The sequence below is a fragment of the Chelatococcus daeguensis genome (assembly GCF_001887265.1).
In the GTDB taxonomy this organism is placed as follows: Bacteria; Pseudomonadota; Alphaproteobacteria; order Rhizobiales; family Beijerinckiaceae; genus Chelatococcus_A; species Chelatococcus_A sambhunathii.
The window spans coordinates 1,485,690-1,509,795 of sequence record NZ_CP018095.1; the positions used below are offsets into that span (position 1 = coordinate 1,485,690).

Annotated in this window: 24 protein-coding genes and 1 tRNA gene; 18 read left to right on the forward strand and 7 right to left on the reverse strand. The window is 68.0% G+C overall.

What is annotated here, in order from left to right; translation table 11 throughout:
- Window positions 1-22 precede the first annotated feature (22 nt).
- The 4 genes from BOQ54_RS07125 to gltX all read left to right on the forward strand — a co-directional run bounded on the left by BOQ54_RS07125 (window position 23) and on the right by gltX (window position 5,009).
- Window positions 23-367, forward strand: a complete 345-nt coding sequence (locus tag BOQ54_RS07125) for a diacylglycerol kinase (RefSeq protein ID WP_245280513.1) — start codon at window positions 23-25, stop codon at window positions 365-367.
- A gap of 241 nt (window positions 368-608) precedes the next feature.
- Entirely contained in the window at window positions 609-1,403 is a 795-nt protein-coding gene (locus tag BOQ54_RS07130; RefSeq protein WP_186438033.1) for a DODA-type extradiol aromatic ring-opening family dioxygenase, read from the forward strand.
- Between the two features lie 96 nt (window positions 1,404-1,499).
- Window positions 1,500-3,242 (forward strand): NAD+ synthase, encoded by a 1,743-nt coding sequence (locus tag BOQ54_RS07135; RefSeq protein ID WP_071923607.1) that lies wholly within the window; start codon window positions 1,500-1,502, stop codon window positions 3,240-3,242.
- 426 nt (window positions 3,243-3,668) lie between these two features.
- Entirely contained in the window at window positions 3,669-5,009 is a 1,341-nt protein-coding gene (gltX, locus tag BOQ54_RS07140; RefSeq protein ID WP_071924424.1) for a glutamate--tRNA ligase, read from the forward strand.
- Window positions 5,010-5,065: 56 nt separating this feature from the next.
- Here gltX and BOQ54_RS07145 read toward each other — a convergent pair whose 3' ends face one another.
- The 4 genes from BOQ54_RS07145 to BOQ54_RS07160 form a co-directional block, all read right to left on the reverse strand.
- Entirely contained in the window at window positions 5,066-5,599 is a 534-nt protein-coding gene (locus BOQ54_RS07145) for an SRPBCC family protein (RefSeq protein WP_055459009.1), read from the reverse strand.
- Complete coding sequence (locus BOQ54_RS07150) at window positions 5,596-5,961, reverse strand: ArsR/SmtB family transcription factor (protein ID WP_071923608.1); 366 nt, start codon at window positions 5,959-5,961, stop codon at window positions 5,596-5,598. The genes BOQ54_RS07145 and BOQ54_RS07150 overlap by 4 nt, the downstream gene beginning before the upstream one ends.
- A gap of 423 nt (window positions 5,962-6,384) precedes the next feature.
- On the reverse strand, window positions 6,385-7,539 hold the full coding sequence (locus tag BOQ54_RS07155) for a DUF2865 domain-containing protein (RefSeq protein WP_071923609.1): 1,155 nt from the start codon (window positions 7,537-7,539) through the stop codon (window positions 6,385-6,387).
- A gap of 141 nt (window positions 7,540-7,680) precedes the next feature.
- Window positions 7,681-8,193, reverse strand: coding sequence for a MarR family winged helix-turn-helix transcriptional regulator (locus BOQ54_RS07160; protein WP_055459006.1), 513 nt, complete (start codon window positions 8,191-8,193; stop codon window positions 7,681-7,683).
- 256 nt (window positions 8,194-8,449) lie between these two features.
- Here BOQ54_RS07160 and BOQ54_RS07165 point away from each other — a divergent pair, with 256 nt between their 5' ends.
- The 3 genes from BOQ54_RS07165 to BOQ54_RS07175 all read left to right on the forward strand — a co-directional run bounded on the left by BOQ54_RS07165 (window position 8,450) and on the right by BOQ54_RS07175 (window position 10,959).
- The gene (locus BOQ54_RS07165) at window positions 8,450-9,460 is read left to right on the forward strand and encodes a fumarylacetoacetate hydrolase family protein (protein WP_055459005.1); all 1,011 of its coding nucleotides are present in this window, start codon (window positions 8,450-8,452) and stop codon (window positions 9,458-9,460) included.
- 194 nt (window positions 9,461-9,654) lie between these two features.
- Entirely contained in the window at window positions 9,655-10,047 is a 393-nt protein-coding gene (locus BOQ54_RS07170; RefSeq protein WP_055459004.1) for a VOC family protein, read from the forward strand.
- A 390-nt stretch (window positions 10,048-10,437) separates the two neighbouring features.
- Window positions 10,438-10,959, forward strand: a complete 522-nt coding sequence (locus BOQ54_RS07175) for a CreA family protein (protein ID WP_055459003.1) — start codon at window positions 10,438-10,440, stop codon at window positions 10,957-10,959.
- Between the two features lie 36 nt (window positions 10,960-10,995).
- Here BOQ54_RS07175 and BOQ54_RS07180 read toward each other — a convergent pair whose 3' ends face one another.
- Entirely contained in the window at window positions 10,996-11,328 is a 333-nt protein-coding gene (locus tag BOQ54_RS07180; RefSeq protein ID WP_055459002.1) for a hypothetical protein, read from the reverse strand.
- A 315-nt stretch (window positions 11,329-11,643) separates the two neighbouring features.
- Here BOQ54_RS07180 and cysS point away from each other — a divergent pair, with 315 nt between their 5' ends.
- The 3 genes from cysS to cimA are packed head-to-tail and all read left to right on the forward strand — an operon-like array spanning window position 11,644 to window position 15,307.
- Window positions 11,644-13,200 carry a cysteine--tRNA ligase gene (gene cysS / locus BOQ54_RS07185; RefSeq protein ID WP_071923610.1) on the forward strand — a complete coding sequence of 519 codons (1,557 nt, stop codon included), beginning with the start codon at window positions 11,644-11,646 and terminating at the stop codon, window positions 13,198-13,200.
- Window positions 13,197-13,709 (forward strand): GNAT family N-acetyltransferase, encoded by a 513-nt coding sequence (locus BOQ54_RS07190; RefSeq protein WP_063185665.1) that lies wholly within the window; start codon window positions 13,197-13,199, stop codon window positions 13,707-13,709. Before cysS ends, BOQ54_RS07190 begins: the two co-directional genes overlap by 4 nt.
- Window positions 13,706-15,307 carry a citramalate synthase gene (gene cimA, locus BOQ54_RS07195; protein WP_055458999.1) on the forward strand — a complete coding sequence of 534 codons (1,602 nt, stop codon included), beginning with the start codon at window positions 13,706-13,708 and terminating at the stop codon, window positions 15,305-15,307. Before BOQ54_RS07190 ends, cimA begins: the two co-directional genes overlap by 4 nt.
- A 118-nt stretch (window positions 15,308-15,425) precedes the next feature.
- On the opposite strand, the gene BOQ54_RS07200 is transcribed toward cimA, so the two are convergent.
- On the reverse strand, window positions 15,426-16,031 hold the full coding sequence (locus BOQ54_RS07200; protein ID WP_055458998.1) for a TIGR00730 family Rossman fold protein: 606 nt from the start codon (window positions 16,029-16,031) through the stop codon (window positions 15,426-15,428).
- A 195-nt stretch (window positions 16,032-16,226) separates the two neighbouring features.
- Between BOQ54_RS07200 and BOQ54_RS07205 the strand changes: the two genes are divergently transcribed.
- The 8 genes from BOQ54_RS07205 to BOQ54_RS07240 all read left to right on the forward strand — a co-directional run bounded on the left by BOQ54_RS07205 (window position 16,227) and on the right by BOQ54_RS07240 (window position 23,160).
- On the forward strand, window positions 16,227-17,684 hold the full coding sequence (locus BOQ54_RS07205) for a LysM peptidoglycan-binding domain-containing protein (protein WP_055458997.1): 1,458 nt from the start codon (window positions 16,227-16,229) through the stop codon (window positions 17,682-17,684).
- A 122-nt stretch (window positions 17,685-17,806) separates the two neighbouring features.
- Window positions 17,807-19,732, forward strand: coding sequence for an ABCB family ABC transporter ATP-binding protein/permease (locus tag BOQ54_RS07210; protein ID WP_071923611.1), 1,926 nt, complete (start codon window positions 17,807-17,809; stop codon window positions 19,730-19,732).
- Between the two features lie 190 nt (window positions 19,733-19,922).
- Window positions 19,923-20,636: a phosphatidylserine decarboxylase gene (locus BOQ54_RS07215; RefSeq protein ID WP_280949567.1), complete on the forward strand. Its 714-nt coding sequence runs from the start codon at window positions 19,923-19,925 to the stop codon at window positions 20,634-20,636.
- Window positions 20,637-20,675: 39 nt separating this feature from the next.
- Window positions 20,676-21,551, forward strand: coding sequence for a CDP-diacylglycerol--serine O-phosphatidyltransferase (gene pssA, locus BOQ54_RS07220; protein ID WP_055458994.1), 876 nt, complete (start codon window positions 20,676-20,678; stop codon window positions 21,549-21,551).
- Between the two features lie 81 nt (window positions 21,552-21,632).
- A complete protein-coding gene (gene infA / locus BOQ54_RS07225) occupies window positions 21,633-21,851 on the forward strand; it encodes a translation initiation factor IF-1 (RefSeq protein ID WP_026014757.1) in 219 nt (72 codons plus the stop codon).
- A 55-nt stretch (window positions 21,852-21,906) separates the two neighbouring features.
- Window positions 21,907-22,548, forward strand: coding sequence for a Maf-like protein (locus BOQ54_RS07230; RefSeq protein WP_186438055.1), 642 nt, complete (start codon window positions 21,907-21,909; stop codon window positions 22,546-22,548).
- A gap of 10 nt (window positions 22,549-22,558) precedes the next feature.
- Window positions 22,559-22,813 carry a DNA gyrase inhibitor YacG gene (gene yacG / locus BOQ54_RS07235; protein WP_245280511.1) on the forward strand — a complete coding sequence of 85 codons (255 nt, stop codon included), beginning with the start codon at window positions 22,559-22,561 and terminating at the stop codon, window positions 22,811-22,813.
- A 271-nt stretch (window positions 22,814-23,084) separates the two neighbouring features.
- Window positions 23,085-23,160 (forward strand) — tRNA-Phe (locus BOQ54_RS07240).
- 205 nt (window positions 23,161-23,365) lie between these two features.
- Here the strand turns inward: BOQ54_RS07240 and BOQ54_RS07245 are convergent.
- Window positions 23,366-24,004, reverse strand: coding sequence for an FMN-binding negative transcriptional regulator (locus BOQ54_RS07245; RefSeq protein ID WP_071923613.1), 639 nt, complete (start codon window positions 24,002-24,004; stop codon window positions 23,366-23,368).
- Between the last annotated feature and the right edge of the window lie 102 nt (window positions 24,005-24,106).

The window sequence follows — 24,106 nt, forward strand, 5'->3', positions numbered from 1 at the left end:
GGGGCAATTGGGAGGCGATGCCGTGGCGTTCAAGAATTCCTGGAGCGGTCTCAAGGTCGCCTTCCGCAACGACCGCAACGTGCGCATCCTCGTCGCGGCGCTGCTGGCGGCGGTGCCGCTGTCCCTTGTCGTGGGTTTCTCGCCCCTCGTTTCCGCGGCGCTCATCTGCGTCGTCGTGCTGGCGCTCGCCGTCGAGCTTCTCAACACGGCGATCGAGGAACTCGCCGACCACGTCACCCCCGAGCACAATCCCGACATCAAGCGCACCAAGGACTTCGCTTCGGCCGCGGTGTTCCTGACGCGTCTGCTCGCGGCCTTTGTCTGGGGCGCGACGCTGGTCGAGCGCGCCGTCTTCGGCATCTGGTAGGGCCAGCCCGCAAACCATGTCTTGCGCCGCTGCAACGGCGCGGGGTGGCCGACGGCGCTATATTCAATCCCGACGGTCGGGTCGCACCATCGTCATGGCCGGGCTTGTGCCGACCGTCCACGCCCTGGACGTTGCGGGGCTATCAAGGCGTGGGTGCCCGCGACGAGCGCGGCCATGACGAGAGAGGAATGTCGTTCTCCGAAGCCGTTAGCAAAGAACAAAGAGGCCCAAGGAGCCGCCGATGCCGGATGCCACCCTGATGCCGACGCTCTTCCTGTCGCACGGCGCGCCCAACCTCGTGCTGCACAACACCGAGGCGCACCGTTTCCTCAAGGCCTTCGGCGCCGCGTTGCCGCGCCCGCGCGCCATCCTGGTCGCCACGGCGCATTTCATGACGTCCGCTCCTACCCTGACGGCCGATGCCCGGCCCGAGACGATCTACGACTTCGGCAATTTCGAGCCGGAACTGTTCCGGATGACCTATCCCGCGCCGGGCGACCCGGCGCTCGCGGCGCGGGCCGGGGCGCTCCTCGACGAGGCGGGTCTCGCAGCCGGCACCGTGGAGGGCAGGGGCTTCGATCACGGCACCTGGGTGCCGCTCACGCTGCTCTATCCCGCGGCGGACATTCCGGTCGTGCAATTGTCCGTCCAGCCGCGCTCCGGGCCGGCCCATCACCTCGCCCTGGGCCGCGCGCTCGCGCCGCTGCGCTGGGAGGGCGTGCTCGTCGTCGGTTCCGGGGCGCTGACGCACAACCTGCACGAGCTGTTCGGGCGCGGCTACGCGCTCGATGCACCGGCGCCCGACTGGGTCTCGGCCTTCGGCGAATGGATGCGCGCGGCGATCGAGGAGGGGCGCACCGACGATCTCCTCGACTATCGCCGCAAGGCCCCCTTCGGCCTCGAGAACCACCCGACGGAAGAACATCTCCTGCCGCTCTTCGTCGCCATGGGCGCTGCCGGCGAGGCGCGTGGCGAGCGCGTGCACGCGAGCGCGCAGTATGGCGTCCTCATGATGGACGCCTACCGGTTTGGCTGAAGGCCGCGCCGGAGGGCCTGCCCCGCCGTGTACCGCGCATCCCTGTTGCGCCTTGCCGCCGTTGCCGGGCAGGCGCGGCCGCGCTAAATCGAAGTCATGACGACACCCATCGATCGCTTCCGTCTCGCGCTCGCCCAATTGAACCCAATCATGGGCGACATCGCGGCCAATCTCGCCATGGCGCGCAAGGCGCGTGCCGAGGCCGCCGCCATGGGGGCGGATGTGGTGATGTTCACCGAGCTGTTCCTTGCCGGCTATCCGGCGGAGGATCTGGTGCTCCGTCCTGCCTTCCAGGACGCCTGCAGACGGGCCTGCGAGGATCTTGCCCGCGACACCGCCGACGGCGGCCCCGCCGTCCTCGTTGGCCTGCCGTGGAACGAGGACGGCAAGGTCTACAACGCCTATGCCGCGCTCGATGCCGGCGCCGTCGCCGCCGTGCGCTTCAAGGTGGACCTGCCCAACTACGGCGTCTTCGACGAGAAGCGCGTCTTCGCCGCCGGGCCCCTGCCGGGGCCTGTCAGCCTGCGTGGCCTGCGCCTCGGCCTGCCGATCTGCGAGGATATCTGGGGTGAGGAGGTGGTCGAGTGCCTCGCCGAGACGGGTAGCGAGATCCTGCTCGTGCCCAACGGCTCGCCCTACTGGCACGACAAGATGCTGGAGCGTTACAACATCGCGGCCGCCCGCGTCACCGAGACGGGCCTGCCGATGGCATACCTCAACCAGGTCGGCGGCCAGGACGAACTCGTCTTCGACGGCGCCTCCTTTATCCTCAACGGCGATGCGAGCCTCGCCGGCCAGTTCAGGGCCTTTGCCGAGACCGTCGCGCTCACCGAGTGGCGCCGCGAGCCGGGAGGCTGGCGCTGCGTCGCGGCTCCGCGCGAGCTGGTGGAGGAGGGCGAGCAGGCGGACTATGCCGCCTGCGTACTCGGCCTGCGCGACTATGTGGAGAAGAGCGGCTTTCCTGGTGTCGTCCTCGGCCTGTCGGGCGGCATCGATTCCGCGCTCTGCGCCGCGATGGCCGTCGATGCACTCGGCTCGGAGCGCGTCCACTGCATCATGCTGCCCTACCGCTACACTTCGAGCGAGAGCCTCAATGACGCCGCAGCCTGCGCGAAGGCGCTCAACGTGCGCTACGACATCCTGCCCATCGCCAGCGCGGTGGAGGGGCTGGAGGCGGCCCTCGCACCGCTCTTCGCTGGCACGCCGCGCGGCGTGACCGAGGAGAACCTGCAGAGCCGGGCCCGCGGCACCATGCTCATGTCCGTCTCCAACAAGTTCGGTGCCATGGTCGTGACGACGGGCAACAAGTCGGAAATGTCAACTGGTTATGCCACGCTCTACGGGGACATGAACGGCGGCTTCAACCCGATCAAGGACCTCTACAAGACCGAGGTCTATCGCCTCTCCGCCCTGCGCAACGGCTGGAAGCCGTCTGGCGCCCTGGGGCCGGACGGCGAGGTCGTGCCGGCCAACATCCTCGTCAAGGCGCCGACGGCGGAATTGCGCGAGGGGCAGAAGGACCAGGACTCGCTGCCGCCCTACGACATCCTCGACGATATTCTGGTCGGGCTCGTCGAGGAGGAGCGGCGCGTCGCCGAGATCGTCGCGCGCGGACATGACGAGGCGACGGTGAAGAAGGTGGAGCGCCTGCTCTACCTCGCCGAATACAAGCGCCGACAATCCGCCCCGGGCGTCAAGGTGACGCGCCGCAACTTCGGCCGCGACCGGCGCTACCCGATCGTCAACCGCTTCCGCGACACCGGCGCGCCGGCGCACGTGCCGGACGCGGGCATGGACCGGGCAAGGGGCGCGGCCCGCGCCGACGCCATCGATTTTTAAGGGGCAGGGACGGTCCGCGCCGGCAGCATCATGGCCTCGGATCGTCATGGCCGGGCTCGTCATCGCAAGTCGGGCTCGCCCGACTTGCGAGATCCTAAAGGAGACGCAACGCGCCTGCGCGTTGCTGTTGCCATCCACGCTTCCCACGTCGCGCATCGTGTCAAGGCGTGGATGCCCGCGACGAGCGCGGGCATGACGGTGGGGACAGTTACGCAAATGGAACGTGAAGAGTGTGGTACAACCTCCCCGTTCGTCATGGCCGGGCTCGTCCCGGCCATCCACGCCTTTCCGCCTTGCGCAACGTCAGGGCGTGGATGCCCGCGACGAGCGCGGGCATGACGATGGCGAAGTCCAATATTTGATATAAGCCACTTGTCCTGCCGTTCGCTTCGAGCATTGCGGCGGCAAGCCTATAAGGTCCATCTGATGCCCGCTCCCGTCGTCCGCTTCGCCCCGTCGCCCACCGGCCGCCTGCATATCGGCAACGCGCGCACGGCGCTGCTCAACTATCTCCTGGCGCGGCGGGAGGGGGGGCGCTTCGTCCTGCGCCTCGACGACACCGATCTCGCGCGCTCGACGCGGGAATTTGCCGACGGCATTGTCGAGGACCTCGCCTGGCTCGGCATTGTGCCGGACGTCACCGTGCGCCAGTCGGAGCGCACGGCGCTCTACGATGCGGCGGTGGACAGGCTCATCGCCGCGGGCCGCCTCTACCCCTGCTACGAGACGCCGGAAGAGCTCGAGCGCCGCCGCAAGCGCCAGCTCGGCCGTGGCCTGCCGCCGGTCTACGACCGGGCCGCGCTGAGGCTGACGGCGGAGGACAAGGCGAAGCTGGAGGCCGAGGGGCGGCGGCCGCACTGGCGTTTCCTGCTCGAACACCGCGTCGTCCACTGGAACGACCTCGTGCGCGGCGACAGTCACGTCGACTGTGCCTCCCTCTCCGACCCCGTGCTGCGGCGCGAGGACGGCACCTATCTCTACACTTTGCCGTCCGTCGTCGACGATCTCGACCTCGGCATCACGCATGTGGTGCGTGGCGAGGACCATGTGACCAACACCGCGGTGCAGATCGAGATCATCGAGGCGCTGGGCGGCACGGTGCCGGCCTTCGGCCACCACAACCTGCTCACCACGGCGAGCGGCGAAGGGCTGTCGAAGCGTCTCGGCCATCTCTCGCTCAAGGGTCTGCGGGATGGCGGTCTCGAGCCGATGGCTGTTGCGAGCCTTGCCGTGCTCGTCGGCTCGGCGGAGTCTGTCAGGCCCGTCGCCTCTCTCGACGAACTCGCCGGTCTTGCCGATCTCGGCCGCCTGTCGCATGCGCCGGCCAAGTTCGACGAGGCCGAGCTCGACGGCCTCAATGCCAGGCTGCTGCACGCGATGCCCTACGATGAGGCCCGGCCGCGTCTGGCGGCGCTCGGGGTCGGTGGCGGCGCCGCCTTCTGGGAAGCGGTGCGCGGCAACCTCGTGCGCCTGGCGGATGTGGCGACGTGGTGGGAGGTGGTCGCCGGCGAGATCGCGCCCGTCGTGACGGACGCGGCGCTCGTCGCCAAGGCGCGCGCCCTTCTGCCGGACGAGCCGTGGGACGGGGCGACCTGGAAGGGCTGGACGGATCAGGTGAAGGCCGAGACCGGTGCCCGGGGCAGGGCACTCTTCATGCCGCTCAGGCAGGCGCTCACCGGCCTCGACCACGGGCCGGAACTCGCGGCGCTGCTGCCGCTCATCGGCCGGGACAAGGCGGCCGCGCGGCTCGAGGGCCGCACGGCCTGACGAAGGCTCCTGTCGGGCCCGGACCCCGATCGGATTGCATCTCGTCGCGATGGGCTTCAGGCGGGCAGCCGGCGGTCGTAATCCTGCTGCAGGCGCTGCCAGCTGTCCCAGAACGGTGTGGGTTCCGTGCCCGAAGCGCGGGCGACCAGAATGTCGAGATGCATGTGCCAGCCGGCGCTGACCTTGAGCAGGCTCGAGCGGTCGGGCAGCCGGCGGTGGGTGACGGTGAGCAGCACCGCCTCGCCTTGCGGCTCGAGTTCGAAGGTGACATCGCCGCTACCGTTCCAGGTGAAGGATAGTCGGCGGGGCGGATCGACCTCCGTGAGGCGGCTCTGCATCCGGTGCTCTTCCGAATAGCCGGATGGCCGCTGGCCCGGCGGATCCGTCAGCTCATCGTTGCGCCAGACGAACTCGAAGGGCGCGCCGACCCTCATTTCCATGTCTCCGGCCGCGAGCCAGCGGCGCCTGAGGTCGCTCTCCGTAAGATAGGCCCAGATGCGTTCCACTGGGCCCGGCAGAAGACGCTGGATCTTGAGCGTGGCCGGTTCGGTCAGCATGCCATAGGCGTCGAGGGTGGCTTGCTCGGTCATTGTTCCTCTCCTTCGGGGGTGGGGGAGCGGCCGGCGTCCTCCGCGCGCAGGAGCGTCTCGAGCACATCGAGACGTCCTGTCCAGAAGCGCTCGTAGAAGCTCAGCCAGTGATGGGCGCTGGCGAGCGGCCCGGGATCGAGGCGGCACACATGCGTGCGGCCCCTGATCTCGCGCCGGATGAGCCCGGCATTCTCCAGCGCCTTGATATGTTTCGAGGCCGCTGCGAGCGAGATGGCGAAAGGCTCGGCGAGCTGGCCGACCGTGCGTTCGCCGCCGGCAAGCGCGTGCAGCATGTGCCGGCGCGTAGCATCGCCGAGAGCGTGGAAGACGGTGTCGAGTTGGGGTGCGTTTAATTCAACCATATGGTTGAATATAGGGTACGTAGATTAACTGTCAACCGAAAGGTTGAATGATATCGCGTGGCGGTCGAGCCGCTGGAGCATGCCTGCCCCCTTGTTGGTATGTGTGCCTTGAAAAGTCGCGCAAGTTCAAAGGCGTGGATGGCCAAGACGCTCCGGCCAAGACGCTCCGGCCGAGACGCTCCCGGCGCAACACCCCCGCCGTCATGGCCGCGCTCGTCGCGGCCATCCACGACTGCCCGCCCAAGCGCCAGCGTTGCGGCGTGGATGCCCGCGTTAAGCGCGGGCATGACGGACTGCGCCAAGACCGAACTGCGCCAAGACCGAACTGCGCCAAGACCGAACTGCGCCAAGACCGGGCTGCGCCAAGACCGGGCATGCCCCAAGATCTGACATGCCCCAAGGGCAGGGGCAGGGCAGGCAGTCCTACCTGTTCGGCACCGGCCCTTCGACCTTTGGCACGGCGACGACGTTCGGGGCAACGATGCGCACGCGGGTGCGCACGCCGTCGGGGCGGGTGACGTCCTGCGTGGGACCCTCGTGCTGATCCACCGTCGGCCCGGTGTCCTCGATGGCGCCGGCATCGATGCCCGACGATTCGCTCGAGCCCGTGGGCAGGGCGCTCGCCGATTCGCCCGCTTCGTCTTCTGCATCCGCCGGCTTCTTGGCCTCTTGCGTGCGGCTGCGCTGCGGCGCCTCCTGCTTGGGCCGCGACAGTTCCTCGGCCTTCTCGGCCGTGACGATGATGTCGCCCTTGCGGCCCTCGATCATTTGCTCGGCCCGCTGCAGCACCTCGGCCCAGGTCTCGTTCTGGCTCTTGCAGCTGCAGGCCGGGTCGAAGGTCTTCTTGTAGCGGCCGGCGTTGGGCATCGCCGTGTAGGGCTGGCCGGACCAACTCGCGGCCTGCTCGATGGCGCCGCCCTGCGGCATGAAATAGAGATCGGTCGCGGCGCCGGGACACAGCGCCTGGCACATGCTGCGTCCGCCCTCGCGCCCGCCGGGGCTCGCTCCGAGCGGGAAAAAATAACCGTCGCAGGTGCGCACGCAGACGGCGCGCGAGCCACCGAAGCGCTGAGCCTCGTCGAGGGGTACCTCGGTCATCTCGGGCACCGGCTCATCCGGGGGCAGGCCGCCACCGAAGAGGCTTTCGAAGAAGCCGCGCGGGCGCCCACCCGGCTGACACTCGCGGGCGATCATCCCTTGCAGGTGTCGGCGACGCTGCTCGACGCCCGGCCCGCCGCCGAGACGGTCGGCGGTGGCCAGCAGCTGCTCGAGATTGTTCTCCATCTGTCTGATGCGGCCGGCCAGGCCGTTGCACTCGGGCGGCGGCGCATCGCCGAAGAACAGGAAGCGGCCCCGGCTGCAGCCGAGCTGGTCGAAATAGGCGCGCGTGCGGTCGAGTTCCTGCCGCTGGCGCCGAGCCGCCGTCTCGTACTGGCGCGCACGAGGGTCTGGCCCCGCCTGCAGGGAGGCGAGTTCGGCCCGGTAGCGGTCGCAGACCGGCGATTGCGCGAGTGCGGAGGTGGCGGCGACGACGAAGGCGACGGTCGCAACAGCGAACTTCAGTGAGCGAGCAACCATCGATCCTTCTCGGGGCGGCGGGACAGCGGACGTGGAACCGGCGAATTAGGACAACGAGACATCGACCAAAGTGTGTCGCGGCGCCGTCTGGAGCCATGCGGACGGCGGCGGGCACTCGTCAATGGCTTAGCCGAGCGCGTCTCACTGATCAATCGCCGGCGGCTCTTCGTGCAGGGCGGCGCAGCGCTGCATGAGGTGCTCGATGACGCGGCCGAAGGCGGCGAGGTCCTCCTGCGGGACGCCGTCGGTCAGCCGCTCCGCGAAGCCGAGCGCGATCGGCACGATGGCAGCATAGGTTTCCCGGCCCTCGCGCGACAGTGAGACGAAGGCCTCGCGCCGGTCCTCCTCGTTGGAGCGCCGGTCGATGAGCCCGCGCTCGTCCAGCGCGCTGATGGCGCGTGACACCTTCGTCTTGTGCATGCGGCTGTGGCGACCGATGTCGCGCGCCGTCATCTCGTCATACTCGCCGAGCGTGGCGATGACGCGCCACTCGGGGATGCCGAGCCCGAAGGTTTCCGCATAGCTCTCGGCCAGCGCCTCGGCCACCAGCTGGGCCACGACGTTGAGCCGGTAGGGCAGGAAGGTGGAGAGCGCGAGCCTGACCTGCCTCGCAGGCGAGGCGGTGGCCGCCGGATCCGTCGAAATCGCTTTCATGTGCTACAGGTCGTTGCCTCTTGCCGGTCGCCCGTCCGTTGGTCACGCGCGCAGCATACAGCGTTCGTCCGCTGCCTCTTTGCGCAGCCCGAAAGATCTGAGGATTTGATCGAATACCCGAGATGACGGGCGCTGCAAAGCTCGGCAAGGCGTGCAGCACGAGAGACACGGCGCGCACGGCGCCGAACCGGGTTAAGCTGTGCATCCGCAAGAAGCCGCGTCGGCGACGGTTCTCGCCGGGGAGGAAACGAAGCAGATGAAACTCGCCTCGCTCAAGCACGGCCGCGACGGCCGCCTCGTCGTCGTCTCGAAGGATCTCACCCGCGCCACCGATGCCTTTTTCATCGCTCCGACCCTGCAGGCGGCGCTCGACGACTGGGAGCGCGCCGCGCCGCCCCTCGCGGATCTCGCCGAGCAGCTCGAGCACGGCTCGGTGCCCGCCTTCCGCTTCCACGAGCATGATTGCGCGGCGCCGCTGCCGCGCGCCTTCCAGTGGGCGGACGGCTCGGCCTATGTCAATCACGTCGCACTGGTGCGTCAGGCGCGCGGTGCCGAGATGCCGGCGTCGTTCTGGGAAGACCCGCTGATGTACCAGGGTGGCTCCGATGCACTTCTTGGCCCGCGCGAGGCTATCGTGGTGGCTGACGAGGCTTCGGGCATCGACTTCGAGGCGGAGGTCGCCGTTGTCACGGGCGACGTGCCGATGGGCAGCAATGCGGCGGCGGCGCGCGGGCTCATCCGGCTCGTCATGCTCGTCAACGACGTCTCCCTGCGCGCCCTCGTGCCCGGGGAACTCGCCAAGGGCTTCGGCTTCTTCCAGTCGAAGCCCTCGTCCGCCTTCTCGCCGGTGGCCGTGACGCCGGACGAACTCGGCCCGGCGTGGGACGGCGGGCGGCTGCATCTTGCCCTGTCCTCCTACGTCAACGGCAAGGCCTTCGGCTGCCCGAACGCCGGCGAGGACATGACCTTCGATTTCCCGACGCTGATCGCCCATGCCGCAAGGACGCGGCGCCTCGGTGCCGGCACCATCATCGGCTCCGGCACGGTGTCGAACCGGGACCGCGACGGCGGGCCGGGGCGCCCTGTCGCGGACGGCGGGCGCGGCTATTCCTGCATCGCCGAGCAGCGCATGGTGGAAACGATCCTCCGCGGCGAGCCGCATACGCCCTTCCTGCGCTTCGGCGATACCGTCCGCATCGAGATGCGCGATGCCGCCGGCCATTCCATCTTCGGAGCGATCGAGCAGCAGGTCCGCGCGCCGGATTGATCGCTCGGGCGCTGTGCAACGCAGGCTCCGGGACAGTTACTGTCGGTTGCATCGGCTAAAGCGCGCGAGACTGGCGGCGGACGAACTCCGCCGGTCCCGCCGACGGTGCGCGCAAATCCGCAACCGCGATCAAGCCCGGTGCGCTAGAGCGTCCATGCACCGGCATCCTGCCGACCCATAAGCGAGGAGACGACATGCTGAGCCACGTCACGCTGGGAACGTCCGATATCGAACGCGCCAAGGGCTTCTACGACACCGTGCTCGCGGTGCTCGGCATCGCATGCCAGTTCGACGAGCGCGCGCACGGCTGGCTCGGCTATGCTGCCGGCCCGGAAAGCCTCCCGCAGTTCTGGATCGGCCGGCCGATCGACGGTCGCGTGCCCACCGTCGGCAACGGCGTCACGGTTGCTTTCGCCGCGTCCTCGCGGGTCATGGTGGATGCGTTCCACCGCACGGCTCTCGGGGCGGGCGCGAGCGACGAAGGAGCACCCGGTCTCCGGCCTCACTATCACCCGGACTACTACGGGGCTTACATCCGCGATCTCGACGGCCACAAGATCTGCTGCGTCTGCCACGCACCCGCCTGAGGCGGGACGAGCCTCTGGCGCGGCTGGACGGGGAAGGCGGTCGGTAGCGGCCGCGTCACCGTCAGTTGCGGGCCGGCGGAGCGCTGGTGCGGCACGAGTGCGAGGCCGGCGGCTGCAATGACGCTGGCGGCCAGGCAGAGAATCCATTCTGCCCGTGCAACACGCCGCGGCGATACGATCTCGAACGTTCCCGTCATGCATGGCTCCTTGGCTGCTTGAGGGTCATTCTGCCTGCCTCCCGTCCGCAGGGCTAGCGTCTCTGAGGCAGAAAATCAAACAAAATCAATAGTTTAGATTTTTTCCGATGTGATTCTGCGATGGCGTCGGCAGAGGCTGGTGCGGGGCGGATGCGCTGCCCATATGATCCTGCAGTTCTGCAGGAGGGCATGCATGGCGTTTCGTCGGTTTCTCATGGCAGCCGCGGCGGGTGCGGCGGTGATCGTCGCGGCCGCGGTGCCAGCGCGGGCGGACGGCCCCGACCTCATCTTCAAGAAATCGACCGTGTGGAAGATGCTGACGCCGGACGACAAGCTCGCCGTCTATGGCATCGACGACCCCGTGGCCGATGGCGTTGCCTGCCACTACACCTTGCCCGAGCGCGGCGGCGTCAAGGGCATGTTCGGGGTCGCCGAGGAGGTGTCGGACATCTCCCTGTCGTGCCGGCAGGTGGGCCCGATCAGCTTCAAGGGCAAGTTCGAGCAGGGCGAGGTCGTCTTCAGCGAGCGCCGCTCGCTCGTGTTCAAGCGCATGCAGATCGTTCGCGGCTGCGACGTCAAGCGCAACGTGCTCGTCTATCTCGTCTATTCCGACAGGATCATCGAGGGTTCGCCGAAGAACTCCACCTCGAGCGTACCCATCATGCCCTGGGGCGACAGCGAGGCGCCGCGCTGCGCCGACTGGCTGAAGAGCTGACGCTGGCCCGGCTTGCCAGGACCGCAGGCGTCCCGCTCAGGGCGCGACCGAGCAGGTGATGGAGACGGACGGGGCGCCCCGGCGGCTCGTCACGGCCACCTCTTCCTTCAGCGAACCGGTTGCCTCCCGGCGGTCGACCACACCGAAATGCGTCGCGCGGGCGTAGCCCTGGGCCGTGCACCAGGCCTGCGCCACGCCGGCCGCGCAATCGTCGCCCGTGGCGAGGCATTCTGCGACGCCGTAGCCGTCGCTCGCCGGGATGATGAACGTCGCCTCGTCCGCCGGCTGTGCCGTCACGGCGGCGGGCAGGAGGAGGGCGAGCGCGATGAGGTGGGCGGCAAGACCGGTCAGGACGAAGGCGCGGCGCATGGGGACGTGTCTGTTGTCGGCGACGGTGGGTTGGGACGAGGCCCGAAGGCACTCTCCATGATGAAGCTGAACAAAGCCTGAAAGTTCCGTGGGGCGAGGTGCGCCGCCGCACAGCGGAGTGCGGGCCGCGCATTCACGGCGGAGGTCTCTTGACGGATTCTCGCCGAAAAGGCAAACATCACGGCCATGACGACGGCCACCGCGATCATTCGCCCGATCATTATTTGCAGCTAGCGTTTCCGCTGGCTGGAGCCGTCCTGTTCTCTCGCAAAGATCGGATTGCCCTCCCTGCCGGCGGCTAGGAGATCATTATCCATGTCTCAAGAGACGTTGCGGCTCCACAACACGCTGACGCGCACCAAGGAAGACTTCCGCCCCATCGATCCGACGAACGTGCGCATGTACGTGTGCGGTCCGACGGTCTACGACTATGCCCATATCGGCAACGCACGGCCCGTCATCGTCTTCGACGTGCTGTTCCGCCTGCTGCGGCACATTTATGGGGAAAACCACGTCACCTACGTCCGCAACATCACGGACGTGGACGACAAGATCAACGCCCGCGCCGCCCGCGACTATCCGGACCTGCCGCTCAACGAGGCCATCGCGAAGGTCACGGAGAAGACCGAGGCGCAGTTCCACGCCGACATCGCCGCCTTCGGCGTCCTTCCGCCGAGCGCGGAGCCGCGCGCTACGGGCCACATCGAGGAGATGAAGGCCATCATCGAGCGGCTCGTCGCCCGCGGCGTCGCCTATGTGGCCGAGGACCACGTGCTCTTCTCCCCGGGCGCCATGGACGCGCGCGGCAAGGCGCCGAAATACGGCACGCTCGCCCGCCGCTCGCTCGACGAGATGCTGGCGGGCGCGCGCGTCGACGTCGCGCCGTACAAGCGCGACCCGATGGATTTCGTCCTGTGGAAACCCTCGAAGGAGGGCGAGCCCGGGTGGGCGAGCCCCTGCGGCATCGCGGTGAAGGGCCGGCCGGGCTGGCACATCGAGTGCTCGGCCATGGCCATGGCGAAGCTCCTTGAGCCCTTCGGCGGCGGCCTCGCCTGCGAAGACCCGGCGAAGAACGTCTTCGACATCCACGGCGGCGGCATCGATCTCGTCTTCCCGCACCACGAGAACGAGATCGCCCAGAGCTGCTGCGCCTTCGACACCGGCCGCATGGCCAACTTCTGGCTGCACAACGGCTTCCTGATGGTCGAGGGCGAGAAGATGTCGAAGTCGCTCGGCAACTTCGTCACCATTCACGAATTGCTCGCGACGGATAGCTTCGGCGGCCGCTCCTGGCCGGGTGAGGTGCTGCGCCTCGCCATGCTTCGCACGCACTACCGCCAGCCGATCGACTGGACGGTAAAGGCGCTGGAGGAGGCGGAGAAGACGCTGCGGGAGTGGTCCAATTTGGACGCCGATATGGAGGACCTTGAAGCTCTAAGAGGTACGTCTGCGGAAAACCCGCCATTTATCGCCCGTCAGCCGTCTTCAGAAGTGGTGCGGGCTCTCTGCAATGACCTGAATACGCCGGAAGCGATTGCAGCGCTTCATGCACAGGTAAAGAAAATCTCGACGCCGGGACTATCTCCAAAGGAACAAATTGACCTGCGGCATCAATTCTGGATCGACCTCCAGTTCTTAGGGGTTGATATCGCGCGATTTGAAGATCATTACCGGAATTTAGTCGCTGTTGATCGGTTTCGGACGGCCCGGATAAATACCCTCATCGCCGCCCGCCTCGCCGCCCGCAAAGCCAGGAACTGGGCCGAATCCGATCGCATCCGCGACGAGCTCGCCGCCATGGGCATCCAGCTGAAGGACGGCAAGGACCCCGCGACCGGCGAGCCCGTCACCACCTGGGAGGTGAAGCGATGAGCGCCCAGGCGCTGCCCGCTCCCGCGCTCCGGCCCTTCCTGCCGGCCGACGTGCCGGAGCTCGCCTTGATCTTCCGCGCCAGCATCGCGGAGCTGACCGGCGAGGACTACAGCGAGGCGCAGCAGGAAGCCTGGATGATGCTTGCCGACGACGAGGCGGCCTTCGGCGACACGCTCGCCGGCATGCTGACCATCGTCGCCACCATCGGCGGCATGCCGGTGGGCTTCGCTGCACTCAAGGGCGCCGATCACATCGACATGATCTACGTGCATCCCGAATTCGCCCGCCAGGGTGTCGGCAACGCCCTGTGCGACGCGCTGGAGAAGCTCGCCGGCGCCCGCGCGGCGAAGCGCCTGACGACGGATGCGAGCGATGCGGCGCGGCCTTTCTTCGAACGGCGCGGCTATCTCGCGCAGCACCGCAACACGGTCATGCGCGGCGAGGAATGGCTCGGCAGCACCCGCATGGAAAAAGCCCTGCCGGCGGCAGGGGAAGGACCAGCCTCATGACAACGCGAGAGCGCGTCTATCTCTACGACACCACCCTGCGCGACGGCGCCCAGACCACGGGCGTCGACTTCTCGCTGGAGGACAAGCGCCTCATCGCGGGCCTGCTCGACAAGCTGGGCATCGACTATGTGGAAGGCGGCTATCCCGGCGCCAACCCGCTCGATACCGAGTTCTTCGCGGCGAGGCGCACGGAACGCGCGAAGTTCGCCGCCTTCGGCATGACGAAGCGCGCCGGCCGCTCCGTCGCCAACGATCCGGGCGTGGCGGCGCTGCTGGAGGCGAAGGCCGACACTATCTGTTTCGTCGCCAAGTCCTGGGACTACCAGGTCACCGTGGCGCTGGAGACGAGCCTCGAGGAGAACCTCGCCGGCATCCGCGAGAGCGTCGCCGCGGCGAGGGCCGCCGGGCGCGAGGTGATGCTCGACTGCGAGCATTTCTTCGACGGCTACAAGGCCAACCGCGACTATGCGCTCGCCTGCGCCAAGGCGGCCTATGAGGCCGGCGCGCGCTGGGTGGTGCTGTGCGACACCAACGGCGGCACCTTGCCGGAGGAAGTCGCTGCCATCGTCGCCGATGTGGCGCGCCACGTGCCGGGCGACCATCTCGGCATCCACGCCCACGACGACACGGGCTGCGCCGTCGCCAATTCGCTCGCCGCGGTGAACGCCGGGGTGCGGCAGGTGCAGGGCACGCTCAACGGTCTCGGCGAGCGCTGCGGCAATGCCAATCTCATCAGCCTCATCCCGACGCTGAAGCTGAAGGCGGGCTTCGCCGACCGCTTCGAGATCGGCGTCGACGAGGAGGCTTTGGCAGGTATCACCCAGCTCTCGCGCGCGCTCGACGAGATCCTCAACCGCGCGCCGAACCGCCACGCGCCCTATGTCGGCGCGAGCGCCTTCGCCACCAAGGCTGGCATCCACGCCTCGGCCGTGCTGAAGGATCCGCGCACCTACGAGCACGTGGCGCCGGAGAGCGTCGGCAACGCCAGGCAGGTGCTCGTCTCCGATCAGGCCGGCCGGTCCAACCTGCTTGCCGGTCTGGAGCGCGTCGGGCTCCATGTCGACCGTGCCGACCCGCGCATCTCCCGCCTGCTCGAGGCGGTGAAGGAGAAGGAGGCCCAGGGCTATGCCTACGAAGGGGCGGACGCATCCTTCTTCCTGCTCGCCAAGCGCGTGCTCGGCGAGGTGCCGGAGTTCTTCATGGTGGAGCGCTTCAGCGTCAACGTGGAGCGACGCTACAATGCCATCGGCGAACTCGTCACCGTGGCCGAGGCCATCGTCAAGGTGAAGGTGGGCGACGAGATCCTCATTTCCGCCGCCGAGGGCAATGGCCCCGTCAACGCCCTCGACCTCGCCCTGCGCAAGGACCTCGGCAAGTACCAGCGCTTCATCGAGGGCCTGGAACTTGTCGACTACAAGGTGCGCATCTTCCAGGGCGGCTCGGACGCTGTGACGCGCGTGCTCATCGAATCCGGCGACGAGACCGGCGAACGCTGGTGCACCGTCGGCGTCTCGGCCAACATCATCGATGCCTCTTTCCAGGCCCTGACGGATTCGGTCGTCTACAAGCTCGTCAGGAGCGGCGCGGGGAGGGAGTGAGGGCACGCCCCACCGTCATGCCCGCGCTTGTCGCGGGCATCCGTGCCTCTGGAACCTTGATGCTGTCAGTGATTTGGGTGGCCATGACGAGCCCGGCCATGACGCGTGGAGTGGCTCCTCAGAACCGCTCGCCGAGCGGCATCTTGGCTTCCCGCTCCTCGTCGCTGACGCGGGCGGCCGCTTGCTCGATCATCGGTATCACGTCGCCCACCTTCTCGGCGACGAGATAGGACACTTCGAAGCCGGGGCGGATGAAGCCTTCGTTGCGCATGTGGGCGAACAGCTGCAGCAGCGGGCGCCAGAAGTCCCGCGTGTTGAGCAGCAGGACCGGCTTGCGATGCTGGCCGAGCTGGGCCCAGGTGAGCTGTTCGACGAGTTCCTCCAGCGTGCCGATGCCGCCCGGCATGGCGACGAAGGCGTCCGCCCGCTCGTACATCATGCGCTTGCGCGTATGCATGTCGGGGACGACGATCGTCTCCTGCGCGTCCGTCAGCATCACCTCGCGCTTCTTGAGGAATTCGGGAATGATGCCTGTCACGCGCCCGCCTGCATCCAGGACGGCGCGCGCCACGGTGCCCATGAGGCCGATGTTGCCGCCGCCGTAGACGAGGCCGATGCCCTTCTCGGCCATGGCTGCGCCGAGTGTTTTTGCCGCAGCCGCATGGGCAGGCTCGTCCCCGGCCGCCGAACCGCAGTAGACGCAAATGGATCGAATCTTGCTCATGACCTAGGGGTTTGCTTGTCCCGGCGCTTCCGGTCAAGTCACGAAGCGTGAGATGTTCCGGAACGGCACAGGCAAGGTTGATGTGGCAAGCACTGTCGCCGGAGAGCGCAAACGTGCCGCCGGCTCAGAAGGATATGGCGAGCGCATGTCAACGCCGCTAGCTTGGGCAATCGGATAATCGGGGGTTCGTCGCATATGGTCCTGTCCCGCAACTCGCAAGTTGCCATTGCGGTCGCAGGGGTTATCGCCCTGGGACTCATCGTCTATCTTTTCGGCATTCCGCGAGAGGCCGGGCAGCGGGCGCAGCGTGATTTGCCCGTCGTCGCAACCGATGTACCCGGCCGGGGCGCGCCCGCTGCACCGACGACGACCGGCGACAGGCCTTCCGGCGATGAGCCCAAGGACGACACGGCCAACGGCGAGGCGACCAGGGGTGGTGCGGTCCAGAACCCGGAGGCGGGCAAGGCGCAGCAGCATGCCGAAGCGCAGCCGGCAGCGCCGCAGGCGCCGGCAGCCTCGCAGCCCGTCGTGCCATCCTTCGATATCGTCCGCGTCGAGCCGAGCGGCGAGGCCGTCATCGCCGGCCGCGCCGCGCCCAACGGCAAGGTCGAGCTCCTGCGCAACGGCGAGCCCTTCGCCGAGGCGTCGACCGATGCAGCGGGCCAGTTCGCCATGACACCGCCGGCCCTGCCGGCCGGCACCTTCGAACTGACCCTGCGTCTGACCGATGCCGAGGGGCGCACGCAGCACTCCGGCCAGTCGGTGACGGTGGTCGTCGCCGACGACAAGAAGCAGCAGCCCATGGTGGCCCTCGCCACGCCGAACGCACCGACGCAGGTGCTGTCGCGCCCCGAGACGACCGTCGCTCAGGCACCTTCGGTCGCGCCGCAGAACGCTCAGCAGGGCGTTCAGGAAACGCCGCCCGCCCGGCCTGCCGGGGACGGAGCCGACCAGGTTCAGCCGCCCGCAGGCGCGGCGCCTGCGGCGCCCGGCACCGGTACCCCCGCGACGGCAGATTCGCCGGCGGCAGGGCAGGCGACCGAGCGGGTCGGCGTCGCCATCGATGCGGTCGATGTGGAAGGCGGGGGCAGGCTCTTCGTGTCAGGCCGCGGGGCTCCTGGCGCCACGGTGCGGCTCTATCTCAACGACAGCTATCTGGCGGCGGGCGACGTACCGGCCGACGGGCGCCTGTCCTTCTCCGTCGAGCGCGGCGTGGCGCCGGGCGACTACCGCGTGCGCCTCGATGATGTGGATCCCGGAACCGGAGCCGTGCTGTCGCGCGCCGAGGTGCCCTTCACCATGCCGGGGCCGGAAGCGGCCGTGGCTGTTTCCACCGCCCCGGCCGCACAGGGAGCGGCGGCGCCGACCGGGCCGGCCTCGCCGGAAGTATCGAGCGTCCCGGCCGGGCAGGGGGAGGTCGCGCCAGCCGAAGCGGCCCGGCCCGCCGGAGGCGAGGCAGTCGTCGTGGTGCCCGAGGTGCGCACCGCGGTTGTCTCCCGTGGCGACAGCCTCTGGCGGATTAGCCGGCGCATCTATGGCCACGGCATCCGCTACACGGTGATATACGACGCCAATCAGGAGCAGATCCGCAATCCCGACCTGATCTATCCCGGCCAGGTTTTCGTGCTGCCCAACGGCGACGCCCGACGGTGAGCGGTGGTGCGGCCCTTCGAGCGCAAACGCCGCGGCGCGCTGCAGCACCCTGTCATCGGCAGGGTGCACAAACGGCCAGCCGGGCCTATATGAGGGGCGCGTTCTGTCTGGAATCTTTCTGAATGGCTGACCAAGCAACCGGCCTTGCCGCGCCGGAAACGGCCGCGCAGGGGCCTGCCGCAGCGTCGCACCGGCCGGGTATCGCAGGCACCATGGTGCGGCTGTGGCCCTATCTGTGGCCGCACGACCGGGCGGATCTGCGCCTGCGCATCTACATCGCCTTCGCCCTCCTTCTGGCGGCGAAGATCGTCACCGTCCTGATGCCCTACAGCTTCAAATGGGCGACGGACGCGCTGACCGGCGAACTCGGGGGTGCCGGCGCGCAGACCACGGCGCCACTGTGGGCCGGGGCCGTGACACTCACGGTGCTCTACGGCCTCACCCGCATGCTCATGGCCGCGCTCACGCAATTGCGCGACGGCGTTTTTGCCTCGGTGGCCATGAATGCCGTGCGGCGCCTGGCACTCAAGACGTTCGAGCACATGCACCAGCTCTCCCTGCGCTTCCATCTGGAGCGCAAGACGGGCGGGCTGACGCGCGTCCTCGAGCGCGGCCGTACCGGCATCGAGGAACTGGTGCGCCTTGCGGTGCTGCAGCTCGTGCCCACGATCATCGAATTCCTGCTGGTGATGGCCGTCCTCTGGCTGCAGTTCGACTGGCGCTACGCCGCCGTGGTCTTCGTCATGGTCGTCGTCTATCTCGCCTTCACCTATCAGGCGACGGAGTGGCGCATCGGCATCCGCCGGCGCATGAACGAATCGGACACCGATGCCAATACCAAGGCCGTGGATTCGCTGCTCAACTACGAAACGGTGAAGTATTTCGGCGCGGAGGAGCGCGAGATCCGCCGTTACGACCGCTCGGTCGAGCGTTACGAGCGCGCCAGCATCGAGACCTATACCTCGCTTGCCGTGCTCAACGCTGGCCAAGCCGTCATCTTCACGCTCGGCCTGACGGCAGCCATGGTGATGGCGGTGTTCGACGTGCGCGCGGGCCGCACGACGGTCGGCGGCTTCGTCATGGTCAACGCCATGCTGATCCAGCTCTACATTCCGCTCAACTTCATGGGCATGCTGTATCGCGAGATCAAGCAGGCACTCATCGACATCGACGACATGTTCTCGATCCTCGCCCGCCACCCGGAGGTGAGCGACAGGCCCGGTGCCAAGCCACTCGCCGTCGGCGAAGGCACGGTGCGCTTCGAGGACGTGCGCTTCTCCTACGTGCCGGAGCGGGAGATCCTCAAGGGCATCTCCTTCGAGGTCCCGGCGGGGCGCACGGTCGCCATCGTCGGCCCCTCGGGCGCCGGCAAGTCGACCATCTCGCGCCTGCTGTTCCGCTTCTACGAGCCGAGCGGCGGCCGTATTCTGATCGACGGGCAGGACATTGCCGCCGTGCAGCAGGCCAGCCTGCGCGAGAAGATCGGCATGGTCCCGCAGGACACGGTGCTGTTCAACGACACCATCGGCTACAACATCCGCTACGGCCGCTGGGAGGCGGATGAGGAAGAGGTCGCAGAGGCCGCGCGCCTCGCGCAGATCGACACCTTCATCCGATCGTTGCCGGAGGGCTACGACACGCCCGTCGGTGAGCGCGGCCTCAAGCTCTCGGGAGGCGAGAAACAGCGGGTGGCGATCGCCCGCACCATCCTGAAGGGCCCGCCCATCCTGGTGCTCGACGAGGCGACCTCGGCCCTCGACAGTTTCACCGAGAAGGAGATCCAGGACGCGCTGGACCGGGTGTCGCGCGGCCGAACGACGCTGGTGATCGCCCACCGCCTTTCCACCGTGGTCGGCGCCGACGAGATCATCGTGCTCGACAAGGGCGTGATCGCCGAACGTGGCACCCATGACGGGCTGCTGGCGGCAGGCGGCCTCTACGCCGCCATGTGGAACCGCCAGCGCGAGGCCGACGAGGCCCGCGAGAAGTTGAAGCGCGCCGCCGAGGAGGAGGGCGAAAGCCTGCGCCTGAGCCTGACGGCGGGTTGACGGGCGGTCCAAGGCCTGCCATCCCACTGCGCCACGCGGATCCCGTGCAGGGCGCGGGTTGCGAGCAGCGTCGCTGTCGCGACGGCGCGCCCCTGCTGGGTTTGCGTTTTCATGACGGAACCGGCTTCCACCGGCCGGATGACGACTTCCGCCAAGGGGACAGGGTCCGGGTCCCGGCGGCACAGTGCCGATGCGAGAGCAAGAGATGTCCATCTACGAATCGATCCGCAAGACGCTGACGCCGATCCATAAGGAGGGCTATCCCTTCATCGCCATCGCCGCGGTGGCCTCGCTCGTCCTCGGGCACCTGTGGGCGCCCTTCGGCTGGATCGGCCTCATCATCACGCTCTGGATCTGCTATTTCTTCCGCGATCCCGAGCGTGTGACGCCGACGCGTGACGGCCTTGTCATCGCTCCGGCGGACGGGCGCGTCAGCGGCATCGCCACGGTGGTGCCGCCGCCGGAGCTCGCGTTGAGCGAGGAGCTGCACACGCGCGTCTCCATCTTCATGAACGTCTTCGACTGCCATGTGAACCGCGCCCCGGTGCCCGGCCGCATCGCGCGCATCGTCTACACGCCCGGCCTGTTCATCAACGCCGAACTCGACAAGGCGAGCGAGAACAACGAGCGCAATGGCCTCGTCATCGAGTCCGGCCCCCATCGCATCGGCGTGGTGCAGATCGCCGGGCTCGTCGCCCGGCGCATCGTCAGCTTCGTGCACGAGGGCGACACGCTCGTCGCGGGCGAGCGCTTCGGCCTCATCCGCTTCGGCTCGCGCGTCGATGTCTATCTGCCGGCGGGCATCCAGCCGCTCGTCGGACTAGGCCAACTCACCATCGCCGGCGAGACAGTGATCGCCGACCTGAGGTCGGAGGAGGGGCCGCGCGCCTTCCGCAGCGCCTGAGGTTGTGCCGGCGGCGCCTTTGCCCGAGAATGACCCGCGATGACTGATCTTTTCCCGCCCTTCGCGCCGGATCCGGAGGAGGCGCGCCGCCGGCGCTTCACGCCGATTCCGCTGCGCGTGCTGGTGCCGAACGTCATCACCCTGCTCGCGCTCTGCCTCGGTCTCACCGCTATCCGCCTCGCCATCGAGGAGCGGCTCGAGCCGGCGATGATCGCCATCGTCATCGCTGCCATCCTCGACGGTATCGACGGGCGTGTGGCGCGTCTGCTCAAGGGCACCTCGCGCTTCGGCGCCGAGCTCGATTCGCTGTCGGACTTCGTCAATTTCGGCGTGGCGCCGGCGCTCATCCTCTACAGTTTCGTGCTGCACGAGCTCAGGTCGATCGGCTGGATCGCGGCGCTCGTCTTTGCCATCGCGGCGGCCCTGCGCCTTGCGCGTTTCAACGTCATGATCGACGACCCGGCCCGGCCGGACTGGCAGAAGAACTACTTTGTCGGCATGGCGGCGCCGGCGGGGGCCATCTGTGCCCTTCTCCCGATCTATCTCTACATGCTCGGCCTGCCGGTCGACGGAATCGCTGCCCCTTTCGTCGCCGCCTATCTCGTCGGCATCGCCTTCCTCATGGTGAGCCGCATCCCGACCTATGCCGGCAAGACGCTGGGCAGCCGCGTGCCGCGCGAGAAGGTGCTGCCGCTCTTTGCGATCGTCGTTCTCTTCGCGGCGCTGCTCGTCAGCTTCACCTTCCAGGTTCTCGCCATCGGCGTGATCGTCTATCTCGCGCTCATCCCGGTGGGCGTCATGCGCTACCGCCGCATGGCGCGCGCGGACGCTGCCCGCTCGAAGGGCGATGAAGCCGCCGCCGCGCCGGGGGAGACCGCTGGCGAGGCACCGCGCCGCGGGCCGGCGGGCGCGTGAAATCCATCCAATGGCCCAGTTCACAAGACTTCACCTTTCGATTAGTTTCCGCGCCGTTTCGCTGTCAGAGCTGGTCAGAGCATGTCGAAAGAAGAGCTGCTCGAGTTTCCTGGGGTCGTCACCGAATTGCTTCCCAACGCGATGTTTCGTGTGAAGCTGGAGAACGATCACGAAATCATCGCCCATACGGCGGGCAAGATGCGCAAGAACCGCATCCGCGTCCTTGCCGGTGACCGTGTCCTCGTCGAGATGACACCCTATGATCTGACCAAAGGGCGCATCACCTACCGCTTCAAGTGATGCAGACGCGCCGCGCGCGGCCGACCCTACGTTCGATGCGGAGAGAGGTTTGTCCTTGAAGCCCAACCCGGCCGGCGGCTGGCGCCCCAGGCTCATACTGGCATCTGGCTCGCCCCGGCGGCTCGCGCTCCTGCAGCAGGCGGGGCTCGAGCCCGACGCCGTCCTGCCGGCCGATCTCGACGAGACGCCCCGGCGGGGCGAGAAGCCGCGCGATCATGCCCGCCGCCTCGCGCGCGAGAAGGCGGAAGCTGCGCTCGCCGTGGCGCGCGGGCGCGAGGAACTGGCCGAGGCCTTCCTCGTCTCCGCCGACACGGTCGTCTCCGTCGGCCGGCGTATCCTGCCCAAGGCCGAGGTGGTGGACGAGGCGGCGCAATGCCTGCGCCTGCTCTCCGGCCGCGTGCATCGCGTCCACACCGGGATCTGCGTCGCGACGCCCGCCGGCAAGCTGCGCGAGCGGGTGGTGGAGACGCGCGTGCGCTTCAAGAACCTGTCGCGCGACGAGCTCGAGAGCTATCTCGCCTCCGGCGAATGGCGCGGCAAGGCCGGCGGCTACGCCATCCAGGGCCTGGCCGGCTGCTTCGTCGTCAAGCTCGTCGGCTCCTACACGGCCGTGGTGGGCTTGCCGCTGCAGGAGACGGTCGCCATCCTGGAGGGCGAGGGTTATCCCGTGCGCCTCAGCTGGCTCAATGCCGTGTGACGGGACGTCGATGCCTCAGGGAGTTCGGACCATCAAGGATTTCGCGACGAAGCCGGCCAACGACGAGGCAAGGGCCCCGGCGTGTCCCATCTGCGGCAAGCCGCGTGTCGAGCGCTGGCGCCCCTTCTGTTCCTCGCGCTGCGCCGATGTGGACCTCAACCGCTGGCTGAGCGGCAGCTACGCCATCCCCGCCGCCGAGGACGACGACCTGCCCGACGACGGCGGGGCGGGCGAGGGCGATCGGCGCCGCACCGGCGAGGACTGACCGCGACCGGCGACGACCGCCCTTTCAGTCTTGTCCGGGTCCTCTCGTCATGGCCGGGCCTGTCCCGGCCATCCACGCCTTGGAGCATGTCGCGGGCTTCCACAGGACGTGGGTGCCTGGATAAGCGCCGGGCGTGACGGCATCGACGGCGCCGTTCTCCCATGCGGATCAACCTGCCTGTGGAACTCCGCATCACCCGGCTGGACAGGCGCCGCCGCACTCTCTATAAGCGCATCGTCCGCAGCGGCGCCGCAAGGCGCGGCGAGCGTGGGCCCAGATAGCTCAGTTGGTAGAGCATGCGACTGAAAATCGCAGTGTCGCTGGTTCGATTCCAGCTCTGGGCACCATTTCCCCGACAACGTTTGAGATTATAGCCGAGCGCCAATATCGGGCGTGGGTTCGGGAAACAAGTCTGCCCGCCGGTTAGCTGGATTCTGCTTTAGTCAGCTGCTCTAAAGCTTAAGAAAAAATCATGGCCTCCTAATCGGCCCCTTCGAGGCACTGGACGGAAATGGAGCGGATGGTGCGTCGTTGTCCGTCAGCCGCTGCCCCTCACACCCGGCTGTAATCCCGCACCAGCCGCTCCATCCGGGCAGCCTGCGGGTCGGTCTCGGCGGCGAGGCCTTCGGCGACGCCGATGCGGTCGGGGGCGGGGCGGTTCTGGCTCACCTTCCACTTGCCCTCGATGCTCTCGATCGTCATCTCGATGCCGACGATGCCCTTGAGCTGCGCCGCCACGAAATCCTCCGGCGCGTCCGTCACGGCCCAGGGTTGCGTGCGGCCCTCCTCGTGCTGCGCGGTCAGCGCCGTGATCTGGCGCCGCAGCCATTCCCGGTCTTCGATGACGCGCACCGGGCCGCGCACCTGCACGATCGCATAGTTCCACGTCGGCACGACCTTGCCTGTCTCCTTTTTCGTCTCGTACCAGGAGGGCGTCACATAGGTATCGACGCCCTGGAAGACGGCGAGGGCGGGCTCACCGGCCGCGAGCGCCTGCCATTGCCGGTTGGCGCGGGCCAGATGCGCCCTGACCACGCCCTTCGGGGCCGCTGCCGCATCGAGCAGGAACGGCACCGGATTGGCGAGGGGGCCATCCTCGCCCGAGGAGATCAGCAGGCCGAGGGGATGGGCGCGGATCAGCGCGTGCTGGACCTCGAGCCTCTCCTCGCGGAAATGGGGCGGCTGGTACATCGACGTTCTCCCGGCATGCCGCGATCGCTCGCGTGCCTCGAGCGTATTCTTAAGCGCCTTCGCGCTGCACCGCCACGGCCGTTTTCGGGGCGCCGAACGGCT